Genomic DNA, 18,798 nt, shown 5'->3' on the forward strand with positions numbered 1-18,798 from the left:
GCCCTCCGCGTGCATCAGGCGACCAGCGGCACCCGTGGCTCGAACTTGGCCCGCCGCACGCTGAAGAAGGCCTTCACATTGCGCACATTGGCGTCGCTGGTGAACAGCCGCTGCGCCAGCGCCTGATAGGCCGGCATGTCGCGCACCGTAACGATCAATACGAAGTCCGGGCCGGGCGAGACGCGGTAGCACTGCTGCACCGCCCCGTCCGGCGCGACGCGCGCCTCGAAGGCGGCCAGGGACTGCTCGTCCTGCCGATCCAGCGAGATCTCCACGATGGCGGTGAGCGTGGCGCCCAGGCGGTCCGTGTCCAGCAGCGCCACCTCGCGCTCGATCAGGCCCGACTGGCGCAGCCGCTGCACGCGCCGCAGGCAGGTGGGCGGCGACAGATGCAGATCGGCCGCCAGCTGCTGGTTGGTGCGGGATGCATCGCGCTGCAGGGCGTCCAGTAGGCGGAGATCTACGGCATCGAGGTTCGGATGTTCCATGATTGGCGGAAAAATGAGTATTTATTCCATCTCATCATGGCAATGGAATAAATGGCCGAAAGTCGGCAAATAACGAAAGCAACGTTCATTCTGCCTCGTCTAGCATCGCCCACCTCGGCAGCGCGGCTGCCACTCTCTTTCTGGAGACCCATCCATGTGCGGCATCGTCGGCGCAGCCTCCCATCGCGACATCGTTCCCCTGCTCGTTCAGGGCCTGCAGCGGCTGGAATACCGCGGCTATGACTCCTGCGGCGTAGCGGTGCACGCGGGCGGCGGGCTGGGCCGGGCGCGCACCACCTCGCGCGTGGCGGACCTGCTCACGCAGGTGAGCACCGAGCACATCGAGGGCCAGACCGGCATCGCCCATACCCGCTGGGCCACGCACGGCGCGCCGGCGGTGCACAACGCGCATCCGCATTTCAGCCACGGCGTCGGCGAGCTGCCCAGCAGCCAGCGCCCGCCGCGGATCGCGCTGGTGCACAACGGCATCATCGAGAACCACGAGAGCCTGCGCGCTGCCCTCATGGCGCGCGGCTACGTCTTCGCCAGCCAGACCGACACCGAGGTCATCGCGCACCTGATCGACAGCGCCTACGACGGCGACCTTTTCGAGGCGGTGAAGACGGCCGTGGCCCAGCTGCACGGCGCCTATGCCATCGCCGTCATCTGCCGCGACGAGCCGCACCGCGTGGTCGGCGCGCGCGCCGGCTCGCCGCTGGTGCTGGGCGTGGGGCAGGGCGAGAACTTCCTGGCCAGCGACGCCATGGCGCTGGCCGGCGTGACCGACCAGATCGTCTACCTGGAAGAGGGCGACCTGGTCGACCTGCAGCCCGGCAAATACTGGATCGCCGACCGCCACCACAAGCGCGTCGAGCGCCGCGTGCGCACCGTGCATGCCCACAGCGGCGCGGCCGAGCTGGGCCCCTACCGCCACTACATGCAGAAAGAGATCTTCGAGCAGCCGCGCGCCATCGCCGACACGCTGGAAGGCGTGGAGGGCATCGTGCCCGAGCTCTTCGATGGCGCGGAGGTGGACGGCCAGCCGGGCGCCAGCGCCTACCGCGTGTTCCAGGACATCGACCAGGTGCTGATCCTGGCCTGCGGCACCAGCTACTACAGCGGCTGCACCGCCAAATACTGGCTGGAGGGCATCGCCGGCGTTCCCACGCAGGTGGAGATCGCGAGCGAATACCGGTATCGCGACTCGGTGCCCAACCCGCGCACGCTGGTGGTCACCATCAGCCAGTCGGGCGAGACGGCCGACACGCTGGCGGCCCTGCGCCACGCGCGCAGCCTGGGCATGGAGCAGACGCTGACCATCTGCAACGTGGCCACCAGCGCCATGGTGCGCGAATGCAAGCTGGCCTACATCACCCGCGCCGGCGTGGAGATCGGCGTGGCCTCGACCAAGGCCTTCACCACGCAGCTGGCCGGGCTCTTCCTGCTGACGCTGGCCCTGGCCCAGTCCAAGGGCCGGCTGAGCGAGGAGGACGAGGCGCGCTACCTGAAGGAGATGCGCCATCTGCCGGTCGCGCTGCAGTCGGTGCTGGCGCTGGAGCCGCAGGTGGTGGCCTGGGCGGAAGACTTCGCGCGGAAGGAGAACGCGCTCTTCCTTGGCCGCGGCTTGCACTACCCCATCGCCCTGGAGGGTGCGCTCAAGCTCAAGGAAGTGACCTACATCCACGCAGAGGCTTACGCCGCCGGCGAGCTCAAGCACGGGCCCCTGGCACTGGTCACCAGCGAGATGCCCGTCGTGGCCGTGGCCCCCAACGACGCGCTGCTGGACAAGCTCAAGAGCAACCTGCAGGAAGTGCGCGCCCGCGGCGGCGTGCTCTACGTGCTGGCCGATGGCGACACGCACATCGAGAACAGCGAGGGCCTGCATGTGATCCGCATGCCCGAGCACTATGGCCGCCTGTCGCCGCTGCTGCACGTGGTGCCGCTGCAGCTGCTGGCCTATCACACGGCCTGCGCGCGGGGGACGGATGTGGACAAGCCGCGGAACCTGGCGAAGAGTGTGACGGTGGAGTGAGGGGCGCCTGCCGGCGAGTGACACTGTTCTGCACAAATATTGTCGGAAACACTTCATTAAAGTCGAAAACGATTCGGCTTTCTAAAGTCATAAACGACAAGGTCTGATCCGCGTCAGGAGCCTCACTCGACGGGCCAGCCGCCCGCTGGGCTTCCCAAAGAACGCATCCCCCGCTACGGTCTTAGTCACGATGATCGGCCGTAGCTTGCCACTCGAAGTTCGTGTCCCTCTGCTGGAATGGCAGCCAGGGGAGACGTTCTACAGCCTCTGTAGTCGGCACCATCGCTTCAGCGGCTTTTCCACCAGTGCGGAAACGACGCTGGCCCTGTTCGGGCATCGCCGCTCGGGCTGCCAACACGACTTCCCAAGCCGCCTTGATGCCTTCGTCGAACGAACTGACGGCGTCCATGGCGATGCCGCGCAGCTCGCCCGCGAGCGCACTCTCCTCGGCTTCTATGCGCCTTTCCTTGCGGCCTCCGTCGTAGACGGCGCGATTGCCTCGATGCGCAGTCAGTCGGTGGCGCACCTGAAACACCGTCTGGGCATCCTCACCAGCCGATTCAGGGCGAATCATCCGCTGATGGCTTGGCTGCAGATAACCTCAAGGAATTCCTAGCAAGAGAAACGCTTGGCGTTCGGTTGCCCGGGCAAATTTAGAAGTTCAGGGTGGATTGCTGCCTGCGCGGTTAGTCATGAACGTTTCGATTTCCAGTCGGTTCTTGAGCGCAATCTGCTGCACCTCAGGGCCTGCCGAATCTCCAAGGTCGAGGCGGAGGTGTCGTAATGCATAGAAAAGGAAAGCCAGTCGGCACTCAAAAGTGACCTGGCCGTCCTTCATTCCGAAGTCGAGCTCGATTGCTGCAGTCGCTCTTCATGGACGCCGACAAGGCGCTTCCTAGTTCGGTGCTTTTGGAGCGCCTTGCCCGGGACGTTGATGCCTTGCGCTCGACCGGTGAAGACCTTCCCCAAGCACCCCAGGCGTACGTCGCCGAATGGCTCAATCAGGGTTGGCTGACCCGTCGGTTCCCTGCTGGCGCTCCGGAAGAGGAGTACGAGCTGTCGGCGGAGGCGTTGACTGCGCTTCGGTTTGTCACGGGCCTGCTCAAGCCCAGAACCACGGCAACCGAAAGCCGGCTTTCTGTCGTCATCCACCAGCTGTCGCGTCTGGCCGAAGAGACGAACACCAGCCCTGAGGCTCGGTTGGCGGCACTGCGCGCCGAACGCGACCGCATTGACCGGGCCATCGAAGACGTCGAGCGCGGTGGGGTCAAGACCCTGGCGCCGGACCGTGCCATCGAGCGCGCTCGCGAGGTCATTGCTCTCGCCCAAGAACTTGCCGCGGACTTTCGGAGCGTTCGTGACGAGTTCGAGCGACTCAACCGCGGGCTGCGGCAAAGCTTGATGGAACACGAAGGCAGCCGCGGCGATGTGCTGGAGCAACTTTTCGCGGGGGTAGACCTCATCGGCGAGAGCGATGCCGGCCGCACGTTCAATGCCTTCTGGCGGCTGTTGACGGACAGTGAGCAGGCCGCCACCTTGCGGGAATCGCTGGATGAGGTGACGGGGCGGCCATTCGCGCGACAGCTGGAGTCGCACGAGCGCAAATTTTTGCTAGGGCTCACCGGCGCGCTGCTCAACGAAGGCCGTGGGGTGCATGACGTGCTCCAGCACTTCGCCCGCAGTCTCAAGAGCTTCGTTCAAAGCCGCGAGTTCCTGGAGCACCGTCGCCTGCACGGCCTGCTGAAGGAGGCGACGCAGGCTGCGCTTGGCGCCAAGGACTTGGTGCGGCCCAACGAGCAGGTCGGCTTCGAGCTTATGCAGTCCAGCAGCCGCATTCGTTCGGTTTCTCAGTGGGCGCTCTACGACCCGGCCCAGCGCGTGTCAGAACCTGTCGAACCTGACCTGGAATGACGTAAACGTTGGGGCGCTTCTGACCCGGATTGCCGACCTGACTGAACGCCTACAAGCTGAACGGGCTGCAAGGCCGGACCTGGCAGTTCTGGACGACCGTATCAAGGCCCAAGATGCGGTGCATCGCAAGGCGGTTGACGCCAAGAACAAGGAGGACGTGAAGGGTCAGGGCCTTGGCAAAGACGTCGACAAGTTGAACGGCAAGCTGTCCGAGCTGGCACGGCTATGGCCGACGGCGGACCGTGCGCCAGCGTTCGCCGAACAAATCGCGGCGAGATACCTGGCCACGGACAAGGACGTCACCTTGGAGAACCTCGACCAGGTCCACACCCAGGTCGACCGTGGTCTGAGCAACGAGCTGCGTGCGCTCGATACTCGCTTGACGGAGCTTAAGGGCTCTATCGTCCAGCGATTCCTTGAGTTCAACCGTCTGTGGCCGGCAGTCGCTGGCGGCCTCGACGCCACGCTGGCCAGTGCGGATGACTACTTGGCCAAGCTCAAGCGCCTGGAAGACGACAACCTTCCGGCGTACGAGGACCGATTCTTCGGCCTGCTTAGGGAACAGAGCGACCAGAACTTGACGCTGCTGGCCACCAAGCTGGACGAGGAGCGTTCGGCCATCCGTTCACGGATGGAACTGGTCAACGAGAGCCTGGAGACGGCGCCCTTCAACCCGGGCACTCATCTCGTCATCGAGACGACCGACCAGTCGCTTGAGGATGTTCGACTCTTCCGCGCAAGCCTGAAGGATTCGCTCAGCCACTCGTTCTCGAACGACCGCGACCTCGCCGAAGAACGCTTCAAAGCGTTGGCGGCGCTGGTCAAGCGCCTTGCGAGCCAAGAGACTGCCGACAAGAACTGGCGCCATCTCGTGCTCGATGTCAGGCAGCACGTGGAGTTCGTAGCCCGTGAACTCGACGCGGATGATGTCGAAGTGGAGGTCTATCGAAGCGGCGCCGGCAAGTCGGGCGGGCAACGCCAGAAGCTGGCGGCGACGTGCCTGGCCGCGGCGCTGCGTTACCAACTGGGCGGTCAGGACCGGGCCTTGCCGAGCTACTCCACGGTGGTGCTGGACGAGGCGTTCGACAAGGCCGATGCAGAGTTCACGGCGATGGCGATGTCCCCCACGGCGTGAGGGAGAGGTCATGCAACGCTGCAGGCATGAACCATTGACCCTCGAGCGCATCGATGCGCGGCCCGTGCTGCTGAAGCTGAATCGACCGATCCGCGCCCGCATCGGCGGCGTCAGCGACTGGCCGGTGATCCTGATCGATCTGCACACAAGGGAGGGGATCGTCGGCCGCAGTTACCTCGAGCCCTATCTGCCCAACGCGATGCGCTACCTCATCGCGATGCTCAAGGACCTCAGCGATGCGCTGAAGGGCCGGCCCGTGGCACCGGCAGACCTCTACATCATCGCGCGCAAATCCCTGCACATCGTGGGCTACCCAGGCCTGTCGACCATCGCTGTCGCCGGGCTGGACATGGCCGCCTGGGACGCGCTCGCCAAATCGGCCGAACTGCCGCTGTGCACCTTTCTCGGCGGCTCGATCGGCACGGTGCCGGCATACAACAGCAATGGCCTTTGGCTCATCGCGCCCGAGGCGGCCGAAGAGGAAGCCTGCCGACTGCGCGAAGAAGGCAATTTCAGTGCCCTGAAGATGCGGATGGGCCGAGCGCATCTGCGCGACGACCTGGCCGCGTTCGAGGCCGTGCGCCGGGGCGTGGGAGAAGACATTCACCTGATGGTGGACTTCAACCAGTGCTTGGGCATCGGCGACGCGCTGCTGCGCTGCCGCGCCGTCGACGAGCTGGGTTTCGAATGGATCGAGGAGCCGCTGCTCTACGACAACTTCGATGGCTACGCCAAGTTGTGCGATGCCCTGCGCACGCCCTTGCAACTCGGCGAGAACTTCTACGGCCCGCTGGATCTGCATCGCGCGCTCCAGATGAACGCTTGCGACCTCGTGATGCCCGACTTCATGCGCATCGGCGGTGTCACCGGCTGGATGCGTGCGGCAGGCATTGCCGGCGCGGCGGGCGTGCCCATGTCCACGCACTTCTACCCGGAGGTCGGCGCCCATGTGATGCGCGTGACCGAGACCGCGCACTGGCTGGAGTGGATCGACTGGGTCAACCCGGTGCTGCAGAAGCCCTATGCGGTACGCGACGGCCAGGTGGTGATTCCCGACGCGCCCGGTCTGGGCATCGACTGGGACGAAGACTTCGTCCGCAGCGTCCTGGTCGACCTGTGAGATCGCATGCCCTGCACGCAGCGCGTGCAGGCGGCGGTGACCGACGTTCACTAACGCGACCGGCATCGACGGGCGCAACGGAGATTGAAGATGCAAGCCACGCTCGAGCGCGGACACACGACGCTGCAGGATCGCTACACCGCGCCTGAGGGTTGGTTCTACATGACCGGCATGCAGGCACTGGTGCGCCTGCCGCTGCAGCAGCGCTTGCGTGACCAGGCCGCGGGCTGGAACACCGGTGGCTACATCTCGGGCTACCGCGGCTCGCCCATGGGCCGCTACGACATGGAGTTGTGGAACGCCCAGAAGGCGCTCGACGAAGCGGGCATCGTCTTCAGGCCCGGCCTGAACGAAGACCTGGCCGCCACCGCCATCTGGGGTGCGCAGTACGTTGGAACCTTTCCGGGTGCCAAGGTCGACGGGGTGTTCGGCATCTGGTACGGCAAGGGCCCGGGCGTCGATCGCAGCGGTGACGCACTGCGCCACGGCAATCTGGCAGGTACATCGCCCAAGGGCGGCGTTTTGTGCCTTGCCGGCGACGACCATGGCGCCAAGAGTTCGACGGTCGCCAACTTCTCCGACGGCATCTTCATGGCGGTCGGCATGCCCCTGCTGTATCCGTCGAACACGCAGGAGTTGCTCGACTACGGTTTGCATGGCATTGCCATGAGCCGCTTCTCGGGTTGCTGGGTGGGCATGAAGGTCGTGACCGACGTCGTCGAAGGAGGCGGCTCGGTCTATGTGGCGGCCGACGCGCCGCAGATCGTCCAGCCCGAGGTGCCGAGCAAGCCGGCCGACCCCTTCGGCGTCGGCTACCACGTGCGGGGCTTCGACACGCCGCTCGTGCAGGAAGAACGCCTCTACCGGCACAAGCATGCCGCCGCGCTGGCCTACGCCCGGGCCAACGGGCTGAACCGCATCACCGTGAATCCCCCGGACGCCAGCATCGGCATCGTGTCGGCGGGCAAATCGTGGCAGGACGTGTTGCAGGCGCTGGGCAACCTCGGCCTCGACGACGAGCGGCTGCGCGCACTGGGCGTGCGCCTGCTCAAAGTAGGCCTCATCTGGCCTCTGGAGACAGGCATCGTGCGCGAGTTCGCACGCGGCCTGTCGACGGTCATCGTGGTCGAAGAGAAGCGCCCGGTGCTCGAAGACCAGATCCGCAGCGCGCTCTATGCAACACCGCATGCCCCGCGCCTGATCGGCAAACACGTCTCGGGTGGTGTGTTCGACCCCGAGCCCGGCGCGGTGGCGTTTCCGAACGCGGCCGAGCTTGCTCCGGGGCTCATCGCCCAGGTCATCGCCGACGTGCTGCGCAATGCGCTTCCAGATGTCGGCCTGCCCACGATTGCACCGCCGCCTCCAAAGACCGCGGTGCCGGGCGGGCCCATGCGCGCGCCCAGCTTCTGCTCGGGCTGCCCGCACAACCGCTCGACCCGCGTCCCCGAGGGCAGCCGTGCACTCGCAGGCATCGGCTGCCACACGATGGCCATGCTGATCAATCCGCAGCAGACCACCACCGTCTCGCACATGGGCGCAGAGGGCGTCATGTGGCTTGGCCAGCAGCCGTTCACGCACGAGAAGCATGTCTTCGCGAACCTGGGGGACGGCACCTATTCCCACTCGGGATTCCTCGCCATCCGCCAGGCGGTGGCCGCCAAGGTGCCGATCACCTACAAGCTGCTGTACAACGGCTTCGTCTCGATGACCGGCGGCCAGCCGGTGGAATCGGGCCTCACGCCGCAGCAGATCCTTGCCGCCCTGGCTGGCGAGGGCGTGAAGAAGATGGCGGTCGTCACCGACGAGCCCGATCGCTACCAGGGCGTGGCGCTCCCCGAAGGCGTGGCCGTGCACCACCGGACCCAGATGGAGGCGGTGCAACGCGCGTTCCGCGAGCACCCCGACGTCTCGGTCATCCTCTACGACCAGCCCTGCGCGACCGAGCGACGCCGCCTGCGCAAGCGCGGCAAATGGCCCGACCCCGACCGGCGCAGCTTCATCAACCCGGCGGTCTGCGAGGGCTGTGGCGACTGCGGTGCGGCATCGAACTGCATGTCGATCGAGCCGCTCGAGACCGAACTGGGCCGCAAGCGCCGCATCAACCAGGCCAGCTGCAACAAGGACTTCTCGTGCGTCGAGGGCTTCTGCCCGAGCTTCGTGACCGTTCACGGCGGCAAGCTGGCCAAGTCACAGGGGGCCGCCCGCACCAAGCCTGAGGCCCCATCCTGGACAGCAGCACTTCCCGAGCCGGAGATCGCGCCATTGACCCGCACGCACGCGGTGCTCATCGGCGGCATCGGCGGCACTGGCGTTGTCACGATCGGCCAGACGCTCGCGGTGGCGGCCCACCTGCAGGGCTACTACAGCTCCAACCTGGATATAACGGGTCTGGCGCAGAAGTACGGCGCGGTCAACTCGCATGTGCACATTGCGCCCAGGCCCGAGATGCTGCACGCCACACGCATTGCTGCGCAGGCGGCCGACACCCTGATCGGCTGCGATCTGGTGGTCGCCGCCGGCGACGAATCGATTTCGCGTCTGTCCCCGGGCCGCAGCCGCGCCGTGGTCTGCACCGACCTCGTCCCGACCTCGGACTTCGCGCGCAACCCCGACTGGCAGCTGGACGCGGACGCGATGAGCGCGCGACTGCGCAGCGTGCTGGGCGAGCAGGCGCTGCTGCTCGACGGCCAGCGTCTGGCCAACGCGCTGATGGGCGACCCGATCGCGGCCAACATGTTCATGCTGGGCGCGGCATGGCAGCTCGGGCAGATCCCGCTGGCGCGGGCGGCGATCGAACGTGCGATCGAGCTCAACGGCGTGGCCATTCCGATGAACCAGCAAGCCTTTCTCTGGGGCCGCCGCGCGGCCCATGACCTGGCGGCGGTGCAAGCCATCGTCGGGCGCGCGCAGCCGTCGCAGGTGATCTCGTTCATGCCCCGCACCCTTCGCAGCGTGCAGCAGATCATCGAGCACCGCAGTGGACACCTGCTGGCCCATACCGGGCCGGCGCTGGCAGCGCGCTACCGCGGGCTGGTGGCGCGCGTTGCCGCCGCCGAATCGCGGCTCGGCCGGGGCGAGGCGCTGACGCGCGCCGTCGCCCACAACTACCACCGGCTGCTCGCGGTCAAGGACGAATGGGAGGTGGCGCGCCTGTACGCCCATCCGGACTTCGAGGCCGCGCTGGCACGAGAGTTCGAGGGCGACTACACGCTGCGTTTCCATGTCGGCGCCTGGCCCTTCGCGAAGACCGATCCCAGCACTGGCAAGGCCATCAAGGCCGAGGCCGGCCCATGGTTGCTGACCGCCTTCCGTTGGATGGCACGCCTCAAGGGCCTGCGCGGCACCTGGCTCGACCCGTTTCGCCACAGCGCCGAACGCACGCTCGACCGCCGGCTGCTGGCGCAGTACGAGGCCGACATAGAGGCCTTGCTCGCGAACCTCAGTGCAGAGTCTCAGCCCATTGCCGCGAAGCTGGCTGCACTGCCGGCTCAGATCCGCGGTTATGGCCATGTGCGCGAGGCACAGGCCGCCAAGGCCGCGGTGGTGCGCGACACGCTGCTCGCAGATCTGGCCGCCTTGTCGCACCCATTGGCCCGCGCCGCCTAGTTGTGCATGAGGACACCGAAGAGGAGACCCGATGAGACATCCCGACCGCCGTGAGTTCCTGCGCTGCAGCGCTGCGCTTGCTGGGTCCGTGCTCTTGCCAGGCGCCGGCCGTGCAGCCCTGGGCCCGGACGAGAAGTACGACCTGCTGCTGCGCAACGCCGATGTGCTGGACCCCAGCCAGGGCCTGCGTGGCCGTCGCGACATCGCGATGCGCTTCGGCCGCATCGCTGCGGTAGCGCCCAGCGTCGCGCCGGACAGCGCCCAGCGTGTGATGGATGCCGGCGGCAAGCTGGTCACGCCCGGGCTGATCGATCTGCATGCCCACACCTACCCGTTCGGCTCGGGGATCGGCATTCCGGCCGACGAACTGGTCGCGCACCAGTGCACGACGACCGTGGTCTCTGCCGGCGATGCCGGGGCCAACAACATCGCCGCCTGGCGCCGGTTCATCGTGCCGGGTGGGCGCACGCGGCAGTACGCCTTCGTGCACATTGCCTTGGCCGGCCTGGCAGGCTTTCCCGTGCCGGAGCTCTACAACATCGATTACGCCCAGGTGGATGCCACTGCCCGCGCCGTGGCCGAGAACGCCGACATCGTTCTGGGCGTGAAGGTCCGCATGAGCGAGAACGTGATCGCCCGCCACGGTGCCGAGCCACTGAGACGCGCCATTGCCGCCTGCGAGCGCTCGGGTGTGGCCGGCGTCAAGGTGATGATGCACATTGGCGGTGTGTCCGACCGGGCGCTGATGTCGACGCTGCTGGACATGCTGCGCCCAGGCGACATCCTCACGCACTGCTATTCCGGCGCGCCCAACAATGCGGGCGACGGCACCAACATCGTCCAGGACGGCAAGCTGCTGCCCGCCGCACTGGCCGCCAAGCAACGCGGCGTGGTCTTCGACATCGGTCACGGTGGTGGCAGCTTCGACTACACGATCGCCGAGGCTGCCATTGCGCAGGGCTGCGTGATGGACACGATCTCGTCGGACGTGCATGTGTACTCGGCCAACACGCCGGGCATGCCCTATCTGCCCTGGGTGATGAGCAAGTTTCTCGCGATGGGCCATAGCCTCGAGCAGGTGGTGGCCATGGTCACGCAGGTGCCGGCGCGCGTGATTGGGCGCGAACCCAAGCTCGGCACACTGCAGCTTGGCGCACCGGCCGACCTGTCACTGCTGGAGGTGGTCGAGGGGCCGGTCGGCTTCGTCGACTCGCGCAACAACCGGCGCGATGGCAAGGTCCACCTCAGGCCGGCCGGCAACATCGTCAGTGGTGTGGCCTTCGGGCGGCCCTACCAAGCACCTTTCTCCGTCCACTGACTCGTGCCTTTTGGATGTGGCGCGATGGCGTGCGCCCGTGCCCGTGCCCGTGCAAGCGGCACGCCGAGGGACCCCGCTCGTGCCACCCCGGGGCGGTTGCCTTCTTCCGTGTTCTCAGCCGACTCGAACCCTTGCCCACGGCCAAGCCCACACCGCCAGCGCCGCGACCACCCCCACCCACAGCAGCACGATCACCACCGCACCCACCCGGCTGCGCGGCCGGTCGCGGCGCGCGTCCATCCAGGCCTGTGCCTTGTCGCGCGAGTCGGCCAGCACCTGCGGCGGCAGCAGGCGCAGCGTGAGCCAGATCAGGCTGGGCAGCAGGATCACGTCGTCCAGAAAGCCCAGCACCGGAATGAAGTCCGGGATCAGGTCGATGGGGCTGAGCGCATAGGCCACGACGAAGGCCCCCAGCGCCTTCGCATGCCAGGGCGTCAGCGGATGTCGCCGGGCAAACCAGAGCGCAAGAACATTGCGCTTGAGCTGGCGGGCCCAGCGGCGCAGGGCGTCAATGAAAGACACGGCGTTGAGGCGAAGAATGGCGGCGGCCGTGACTATAGGCAGAGGCGGGCCGGCTCCCGGCAGCGGTTCGCCATCGGCGCCTCGGAGCGCGGCCGCCGCCGCCTTCACCCCATCGGCAGCAGCGACAGGTCGAATACCCGCTCGACCAGCCACACCAGCGCCAGGATCGCCGCCAGCACCGATCCACCGCGCAGCACCACAGGCACATAGCCGCGCCAGCGCCGCAGGGTCAATAGCACCAGCATGGCGATGCCGACGACCAGCAGTTGCCCCGCTTCCACACCCAGGTTGAACTGCAGCAAGGCCGTGGCAAAGGACCGGGTGGGCAGGTCCAGCTCGGCCAGGGCACCGGCGAAGCCGAAGCCGTGGATCAGCCCGAAGCCGAAGCTGAAGAAGCGCCGGCGCGTGCCCAGCAGCGGCCTGAGGTTGTCCAGCGCCGCCAGCAGGATGGTGGCCGCGATGGCCGGCTCGACGATGCGCGGCGACAGGCTCACGATCTTGAGCGCCGCCAGTGCCAGCGTGAGCGAATGCGCCAGGGTGAACAGCGTGACCCAGCTCACGATGGGCCAGACGGCGTCGCGCCAGCGGCCCACCGGCGTCCAGCCGGCGGCGCTGCGGCGCATGACGGCAGGCAGCAACAGGCAGAGCAGGAAGAGCAGGTGGTCGTAGCCGATCAGGATGTGGTGCAGGCCATCGGCGAAGAAGCCGTGTCCGCCGCCCACGGCAGCATCGGCACTGCCCGGCCAGCGCACCGTGACCGGGCCGCCGTTCGGGTCGAGGGAGCGCACGCTCAGGTCCTGGCCGCCTGCCGCGCCGAGCCGCAGCAGTCCGCGGTGCGTGGGATCGACGTCCCCCAGCAGGCGGTAGTCCACCGTCAGGGTATCGGCAGCATCGCAGGTGGCGATGAAGCGCAGCACCAGGTACGCGCCGTCCACCCGGTCTTCGACGCCTTCCGGCTCGCCGGGGCGCAGGGCGCACCGGCCTTCCTGCAGTTGCAGCCGCGCGCTGGCATAAGCCGCGATCTCGGGCAGGCGGGTGCGCACCTCGCCCCATTGCAGGCGCTGGTCGCGGTTCGCGTCCAGGTCCAGCGCGGCGTCGAGGTCGCGCAGCGCGATGTCCCAGCGCACGGCCAGCGTGGGCCCGTCGCGGTCGATGAGCAGATAGGCATCGCTGGCCTTGTGCGCAAGGGCGGCGCGCGGCCATGCCAGCAGCACCAGCGCCAGCAAGGACAGCATGAGCATGGCCAGCGCGAGGCGCCCGCTGCCGCGGTGGAGTCGGTCAGCGCAACGCATCGATGCGGGCATCCTTCATGCCGGTCTCGTCGCGCAGCCGTCGCAGTTCGGCCAGGGCGATGTCGTCCTTCGCCGCCATGGCCGCACGCGCGAGCAGGAGCAGGTCGATCGGCTCGCGCTGCAGGGCGACGTTCTGGCGGGCAAGGGCGACGGCCTGCCGGGCATCGCCCTGCACGTCCAGGGCGAACATCGCCTGCTCGCGCGCATGGCCGACGGCGCCTTCGGGGCGCTGCGCCGCCGCATCGAAGCGGCGGGTCAGTTCCTCGCGGGAGGAGCCGTTGCGTGGGGCACTGCGGGTCTCGGCGATGGCCAGGCGCAGCAGCACGGCGTCGCTACGGGGTTCGGCGGCCAGCAGTAGGGCGACCTCGGCCGCCCGGCCCTGCTGGAGCAGGAAATCGGCGTAGGCCAGCCGCAGGTATCCGTCCTCGCCCAACGGCAGCGCCTCGCGGTAGGCGGCGTCGGCGTCGGCGGGACGTCCTGCCAGCTCTTCGACTTCGGCCAGCGTGGTCCACAACCACTGACGCAGGCCGGCCTGGGCGGCGCCACGCAGCGCAGGCTCCTGCAGCAGGGTGCGCAGGCTGGCGCGGGCCTCGTCATGCCGGCCGCGCAGTGCGGCGTTCTCGGCCAGGCAGGCGATGCCGTAGACGGCAGGGCCGGTCCGGCCGGTGGCCTGGCAGGCGGCATCGGATTCGGCCAGCCGGCCCCGCACGCGCCGGATGGTGGCCAGCGTCAGCCAGGCCTGGGCGTTGCCCGGCTGGCGGGCCAGCGCGGCCTTCAGCGAGGCCTCGGCACCGTCGAAGTCGTGGATGAACTGCTGCACGGTTGCCCGCATGACCAGCACCTCCGGCGGTGTCTGGTCGGGCGGCAAATTCGCCCAATGCCGCAAGGCGGCAAGGGCCTGCCCGGCGTAGCGCGCATCGCCCTGGGTGCGCGCCAGACCGAGATAGGCGCTGGCGGCCTCGACCGCGACTTTCGGATCCGCCGCATTGGCACCGCGGCCGGCGCGCAGGCGGCGCCGGGCCTCGGTCGCGCCGGGACCGCCCGGCAGCGTCTCGACGACCTGCTCGTCGGAGCTCGGCTGGCGCGGTGCAGCGCCAGCCGAGGCCACCACGGCGGCGAGCGCTAGGGCCAGAGCCAGCGTGCGCCCGCCGCGCAGTGGCTGCACGCTCATTGCGTGGCGGTCGGTTCGGCGGTCTCCGAGGTCGGCGGCGGATCGAAAGCGGCGACGTCCGCCGGCTCTGCCGTGTCCTGCAGGCTGCTCACGAGCGCCACCACGTAGGCCACGAACTGGTCGTAGGCGCTCGCCTGCGGCGTGGAAGGGCCTGGCGCGGTGGTGGTGGGCGGGCTCGTGGTGCCCGTGCCGGGCGACGTTGCCGGAAAGAACGCGAAGGAGCTGCCGCCGCCACCGCCGCAGCCGGCCAGGGCTGCGCCGGCCAGCAGGGCGGCCGCGAGTCGCAGCGACAGGCGGTTGTTGCTGTTCATGGCGCGGCCTTTCACTGGCGCGCCAGGGTGGCACCCGGCAGCGGCGTGTTGAGGTAGGGGAAGGCGTCCGGGAACTGCGCTGGCGACTGGGCCGCGCCGTCGGTCAGCGCCGCACTGCCTGCCGGTGCGTCGGAAGGCTTGCAGCCCACCTTGAGCGCATCGTTGGCACCCGTGGCCACGCACAGGGCACCCATGGCCACCCGCAGTTCGGCATCCACCACGTCGTCGCCCGGACGGCGACCGTTCGGGAAGCCGGCGAGGTCGCCGCCCAGCACACCCAGGTTGCTCTGCTGTGCCTTGGGCGTCGCGGCAATGCTGGTGTTGAGGCGGAGCATCTCGGCCGCCTTGACGTTCGCCGGCTTGTTCACGCCCTCTACGCCCGTGAGGAAGGCGGCGACCAGGTCGGTGCGCGGGAAGTTGGTCGGCGCGGGCGCCGAGAACAGTGTCTGAACCAGGGCTGGCAGCGTGGGGTTCGTCACGTAGGTGGCGAACTGGCCATCGTCCATGGGCTTGGAGCTGTTGAAGCGGTCCTTGTCCTTCAGGCCGATCACCACCTCGTTGACCAGCGGCATGCCCAGGCGCGACACCTGGGCCCACGCACCGCCGTTGAGCGCCGTGGTGCCGTGGCCGCTCTTGGGCGGGCTGGCGATGAGACGGCCCTGGCGCACGCTGGCGGTCGTCCAGCCGCCGACGATCGGCTGGCCGGCGGTGGTGACGCAGGCGATGGGCACTTCGACCGCCATCGTGGTCACGTTCTTGGTCGCGAGGGCGTCGGCATTGGCATCGGTCGGGCCGAGCGGATTGAGGTTGACCAGATCGAACACCTGGCCGAGCGCGACGCTGAACGGGTCCTTGCGCTGGCCGACGAACACGCGTGCGGGTGCGCTGCAGCCCGGGATGTTGACGGTGTAGATGTGCTGGTTGGCATAGTTGGCGTAGCCCGCGCCTGCGCCGAAGGTCTTCTCGCCGATGTTGTCCGTCGGCTTGTCGAATTCGGTCGCGCCGCCGGGGCCGGTGACGGCCTGGACCGTGCCCTTGCGGCGGTCGCCACGGACCACGTTCAGCGTGTAGGTCTCGCGCAGGTTGCTGGTGGCCTGGTTCGGGCCGGTGATGCCGCCCGCCTGGATCAGCGGAATCGACACCTGCTTGCCGCCGACGGGCAGCTGGATGTCGCGCAGGGTGTTCTTGAAGCGGAACTGGAACGTGAGGTCTTCCACCGCGTCGCCGTTGGTGTCCAGGTGGATCTCGTAGAGCGCGTTCGGATCCATGCTGAAGTAGTTGGGCCCGCCGTAGGCGCTCTGGTCGGGCTGGTAGTTTGCGATCAGCGTGAGGTAGTCCTGGCGACCGGACTCGTAGCTGCGGAACATGTAGAAATCGGTGGCATCCAGCTTGGGCATGCCTGCGATCGACGGCGCTTCGCGGTGGCTGGACGCGTGAGCGCCCGTGATCAGCAGCGCGCCGGCAGCAATGCCGAGCGCCTGGGCAGTGATGGACAGTCTCATCGGCGTGACCTCTGTAAGTGGTGTGATGGGCAGTGGGATTCGACCGATTTCGCATCGGCGAATCACTTACGGCACTGCGTACGCACTGGATTCAGAGAAAGGCATCACCTCGGGTTTGTCCCAGGGTGAGGGTCACGCGCAAAAGCGCCGCGGTCCTGCCCCGGACCGCGGCGCGCCTGTCAGGCCGACGGCGGGGTGCGCTGGCGGCTGGCCAGGGCCGGGCGTTCTGCCGTGGCACCCGAGGCGGCGGGTGAACTGTCCGGGTCCGCGCCGAGCGCCCGCTCCTCGATGGCGTCGAGTCGGTAGCCCATGCGGTAGATCGCCGACAGCAGGAAGCCGTTGTGCGGCCGCAGGTCGAGCTTGTGACGCAGGCGCGAGACGTGGGTGTCCAGCGAGCGCGAGGTGGTTTCGGCCCCTGGGCCTACCACCGTGCCGCACAGGTGTTCGCGCGACAGCAGTCGGCCCAGATTGCGGAAGAGCAGCAAGGCCAATTCGAATTCGCGGTTGGTCAAAGGCACGATCGCGCCGCGCACCATCAATTGCCGACGGCGGGGCAGGAAGGTGTAGACGCCGAAATGCAATTCGGATTCGGTGAGCTGCGGATAGGTGCGACGCAGCAGCGCCTGCATGCGGGCGGCGAGTTCACCGCTGCGTACCGGCCTGCAGAGATGATCGTCCGCCCCCGCGCCCAGACCTTCCACCATGTCGCTGTCGTTGTCGCCCGTGGTGATGAAGATGATTGGCACGGTGCTGGGCAGGCCATTTCGGATCATGCGGATCAGCTCGGCGCCCGTGAGATCGGGCAGGGTCCAGTCGAGCACGAGCAGGTCGAAGCTGTGATGGCGCAGGGTGCGCAGGAGATCCAGGCCGGAAGTAAAGCCGAAACATTCGTGGCCTTCCTGGGTGATGGTCCGGTGCAGGAAATCCAGCGACGCCGGTTCGTCGTCCACAACTGCAATGCGCATATCGCTCTCTCCTGAAAGGGTTCGGGAATTCGATGAAGACGGGAAGCGGTGCCATTAGACAGGACATAAAAGGTGCACTGTTAAATTTCTCGCTTATTGTTGAGAAGGCAAAACGACCATTGAAGATGTTTGAATATCTTCGATAAGCAAATGTAAATATTCAGGAAATCACTGTTAATAAATAAAAGTAAATTTTCCGAAGGGTGATATCCATCGGACGGCGAGAGCGGTGGTCGTGACGAGAGAGGAAGGCGCGGCAACACGACCGACCAGCGTTGTGCCGACACCGCAGCATCTCCTGCCTGCGCCGCTCGCCAATGTCGTTACGGCGTTACGGGTGCACGGGCCGTAACGCCGGCCGCCGAAGCGGCTTGCCCGTCGAGGTCAAGACGGACGGACGACAGAAAAAAGTATTTCCCGACAAGCACTTGTGTCTTGGGGTGCGTCGCCCTGCCAGTGCGGGCTGCGTGCGGCATGCATGTTGCCCCCCAGGGTCATCTCCGTCGCACAACCGAGGCCTTCCATGACGCTCCAGACTTCGACCTCCGCTTCTTCCGCCTTCTCGGCAACCACGGCCGGCGACAAGCTGATATTGATGGCCCAGGCCGCGCCGGCAGCGGCCATGGCCACGGGCGGCGCCGCGCCGGGCGCCGGCGCGGGCGTGGGTACGCTGTCCAATGCCACGCCCGGTGTCGCCGTGATCCGCGACGGCGCGCGCCTGCCGGTCGAAGGCACCCAGGCGCTGCTGCCGGGCGATCGCGTGCTGGTGCCCGAGGGCGGCCAGGCGGCCGTGAATTTCCCCGGGGTGGGTGCCAACCAGTCCCCGCTGGTCGGCACCTTCACGGGTGGCACCGACGCCACCATCTCCGCAACGGCGCTGCCGGGCGGCCTGCAACAGGTCGACGTCGACCTGGCGGCCGGCGATCTGGCGGTGACGCCCGCGGGCGATGCCGAAGGCGCGGCACTGGCCGTCAAGAAGACGCTGGCGGCCACCGGCGGGCTGGGCCTGGCCGATTTCGCCCTGGCGGCGCTGGGCGGCGCGGCCCTGGCGGCCGTGGCCGACAGCGGAGGCGGGGATGGCAGCGTGCTGCCGCTGCTCGTGCCCCAGCCCGGTGAGGATGGCGATGCGGATGCGGATGCGGATGCGGACGCGGATGCCGACGCGGATGCAGACGCCGACGCAGATGCGGATGCGGATGCGGATGCGGATGCGGATGCTGATGCTGATGCTGATGCTGATGCTGATGCTGATGCGGATGCCGACGCGGATGCTGATGCAGACGCCGATGCCGACGCCCTGCTCGACCCCACCGACAGCCTCGGCGGCACCGTCGTCGGTGGCGTCTCCGATGCCGTCGGCCTGGGCGACTCGCTCAGCCCCGTCGTCAACGTGGTCGACAACGTCACCACCGTCCTGGACAACAC

At 67.6% G+C, this 18,798-nt stretch carries 14 protein-coding genes and 1 pseudogene; 7 read left to right on the top strand and 8 right to left on the bottom strand.

Features of this window, described 5'->3' with window-relative positions:
* Window positions 1-14: 14 nt before the first annotated feature.
* Window positions 15-488 carry an Lrp/AsnC family transcriptional regulator gene (locus BXA03_RS19925; protein WP_076510935.1) on the bottom strand — a complete coding sequence of 158 codons (474 nt, stop codon included), beginning with the start codon at window positions 486-488 and terminating at the stop codon, window positions 15-17.
* 154 nt (window positions 489-642) lie between these two features.
* Between BXA03_RS19925 and glmS the strand changes: the two genes are divergently transcribed.
* A complete protein-coding gene (gene glmS / locus BXA03_RS19930; RefSeq protein WP_076510936.1) occupies window positions 643-2,520 on the top strand; it encodes a glutamine--fructose-6-phosphate transaminase (isomerizing) in 1,878 nt (625 codons plus the stop codon).
* Window positions 2,521-2,701: 181 nt separating this feature from the next.
* On the opposite strand, the gene BXA03_RS26630 is transcribed toward glmS, so the two are convergent.
* Window positions 2,702-3,094, bottom strand: a complete 393-nt coding sequence (locus tag BXA03_RS26630) for a hypothetical protein (RefSeq protein WP_143476380.1) — start codon at window positions 3,092-3,094, stop codon at window positions 2,702-2,704.
* Window positions 3,095-3,393: 299 nt separating this feature from the next.
* Between BXA03_RS26630 and BXA03_RS19940 the strand changes: the two genes are divergently transcribed.
* The 5 genes from BXA03_RS19940 (at window position 3,394) to BXA03_RS19960 (ending at window position 11,610) form a co-directional block, all read left to right on the top strand.
* A complete protein-coding gene (locus tag BXA03_RS19940) occupies window positions 3,394-4,431 on the top strand; it encodes a DUF3375 domain-containing protein (protein ID WP_234983761.1) in 1,038 nt (345 codons plus the stop codon).
* 118 nt (window positions 4,432-4,549) lie between these two features.
* Window positions 4,550-5,566: an SbcC/MukB-like Walker B domain-containing protein gene (locus BXA03_RS19945; RefSeq protein ID WP_234983762.1), complete on the top strand. Its 1,017-nt coding sequence runs from the start codon at window positions 4,550-4,552 to the stop codon at window positions 5,564-5,566.
* A gap of 34 nt (window positions 5,567-5,600) precedes the next feature.
* The gene (locus tag BXA03_RS19950) at window positions 5,601-6,686 is read left to right on the top strand and encodes an enolase C-terminal domain-like protein (protein WP_234983763.1); all 1,086 of its coding nucleotides are present in this window, start codon (window positions 5,601-5,603) and stop codon (window positions 6,684-6,686) included.
* 90 nt (window positions 6,687-6,776) lie between these two features.
* On the top strand, window positions 6,777-10,292 hold the full coding sequence (locus BXA03_RS19955; protein WP_076510940.1) for an indolepyruvate ferredoxin oxidoreductase family protein: 3,516 nt from the start codon (window positions 6,777-6,779) through the stop codon (window positions 10,290-10,292).
* Window positions 10,293-10,323: 31 nt separating this feature from the next.
* Entirely contained in the window at window positions 10,324-11,610 is a 1,287-nt protein-coding gene (locus tag BXA03_RS19960) for an amidohydrolase family protein (RefSeq protein ID WP_076510941.1), read from the top strand.
* Window positions 11,611-11,724: 114 nt separating this feature from the next.
* Here the strand turns inward: BXA03_RS19960 and BXA03_RS19965 are convergent, their stop codons facing one another.
* The 6 genes from BXA03_RS19965 to BXA03_RS19990 form a co-directional block, all read right to left on the bottom strand.
* Window positions 11,725-12,132, bottom strand: a complete 408-nt coding sequence (locus tag BXA03_RS19965; protein WP_076510967.1) for a YkvA family protein — start codon at window positions 12,130-12,132, stop codon at window positions 11,725-11,727.
* Between the two features lie 104 nt (window positions 12,133-12,236).
* Complete coding sequence (locus BXA03_RS19970; RefSeq protein ID WP_234983764.1) at window positions 12,237-13,424, bottom strand: HupE/UreJ family protein; 1,188 nt, start codon at window positions 13,422-13,424, stop codon at window positions 12,237-12,239.
* Window positions 13,411-14,595 (bottom strand): tetratricopeptide repeat protein, encoded by a 1,185-nt coding sequence (locus tag BXA03_RS19975; RefSeq protein WP_076510942.1) that lies wholly within the window; start codon window positions 14,593-14,595, stop codon window positions 13,411-13,413. Before BXA03_RS19975 ends, BXA03_RS19970 begins: the two co-directional genes overlap by 14 nt.
* Window positions 14,592-14,906 carry a hypothetical protein gene (locus BXA03_RS19980; RefSeq protein WP_076510943.1) on the bottom strand — a complete coding sequence of 105 codons (315 nt, stop codon included), beginning with the start codon at window positions 14,904-14,906 and terminating at the stop codon, window positions 14,592-14,594. Before BXA03_RS19980 ends, BXA03_RS19975 begins: the two co-directional genes overlap by 4 nt.
* Before the next feature lie 11 nt (window positions 14,907-14,917).
* Window positions 14,918-16,408, bottom strand: coding sequence for a DUF4331 domain-containing protein (locus BXA03_RS19985; RefSeq protein ID WP_076510944.1), 1,491 nt, complete (start codon window positions 16,406-16,408; stop codon window positions 14,918-14,920).
* Window positions 16,409-16,587: 179 nt separating this feature from the next.
* The gene (locus tag BXA03_RS19990) at window positions 16,588-17,358 is read right to left on the bottom strand and encodes a response regulator transcription factor (protein ID WP_076510969.1); all 771 of its coding nucleotides are present in this window, start codon (window positions 17,356-17,358) and stop codon (window positions 16,588-16,590) included.
* A gap of 538 nt (window positions 17,359-17,896) precedes the next feature.
* On the opposite strand from BXA03_RS19990, the pseudogene BXA03_RS26635 reads away from it, so the two are divergent.
* Window positions 17,897-18,798, top strand: a pseudogene (locus BXA03_RS26635) (hypothetical protein); the annotation flags it as partial.

Origin of the sequence: Pseudacidovorax sp. RU35E (assembly GCF_900156165.1) — a bacterium.
Taxonomy (GTDB): domain Bacteria; phylum Pseudomonadota; class Gammaproteobacteria; order Burkholderiales; family Burkholderiaceae_C; genus Xenophilus.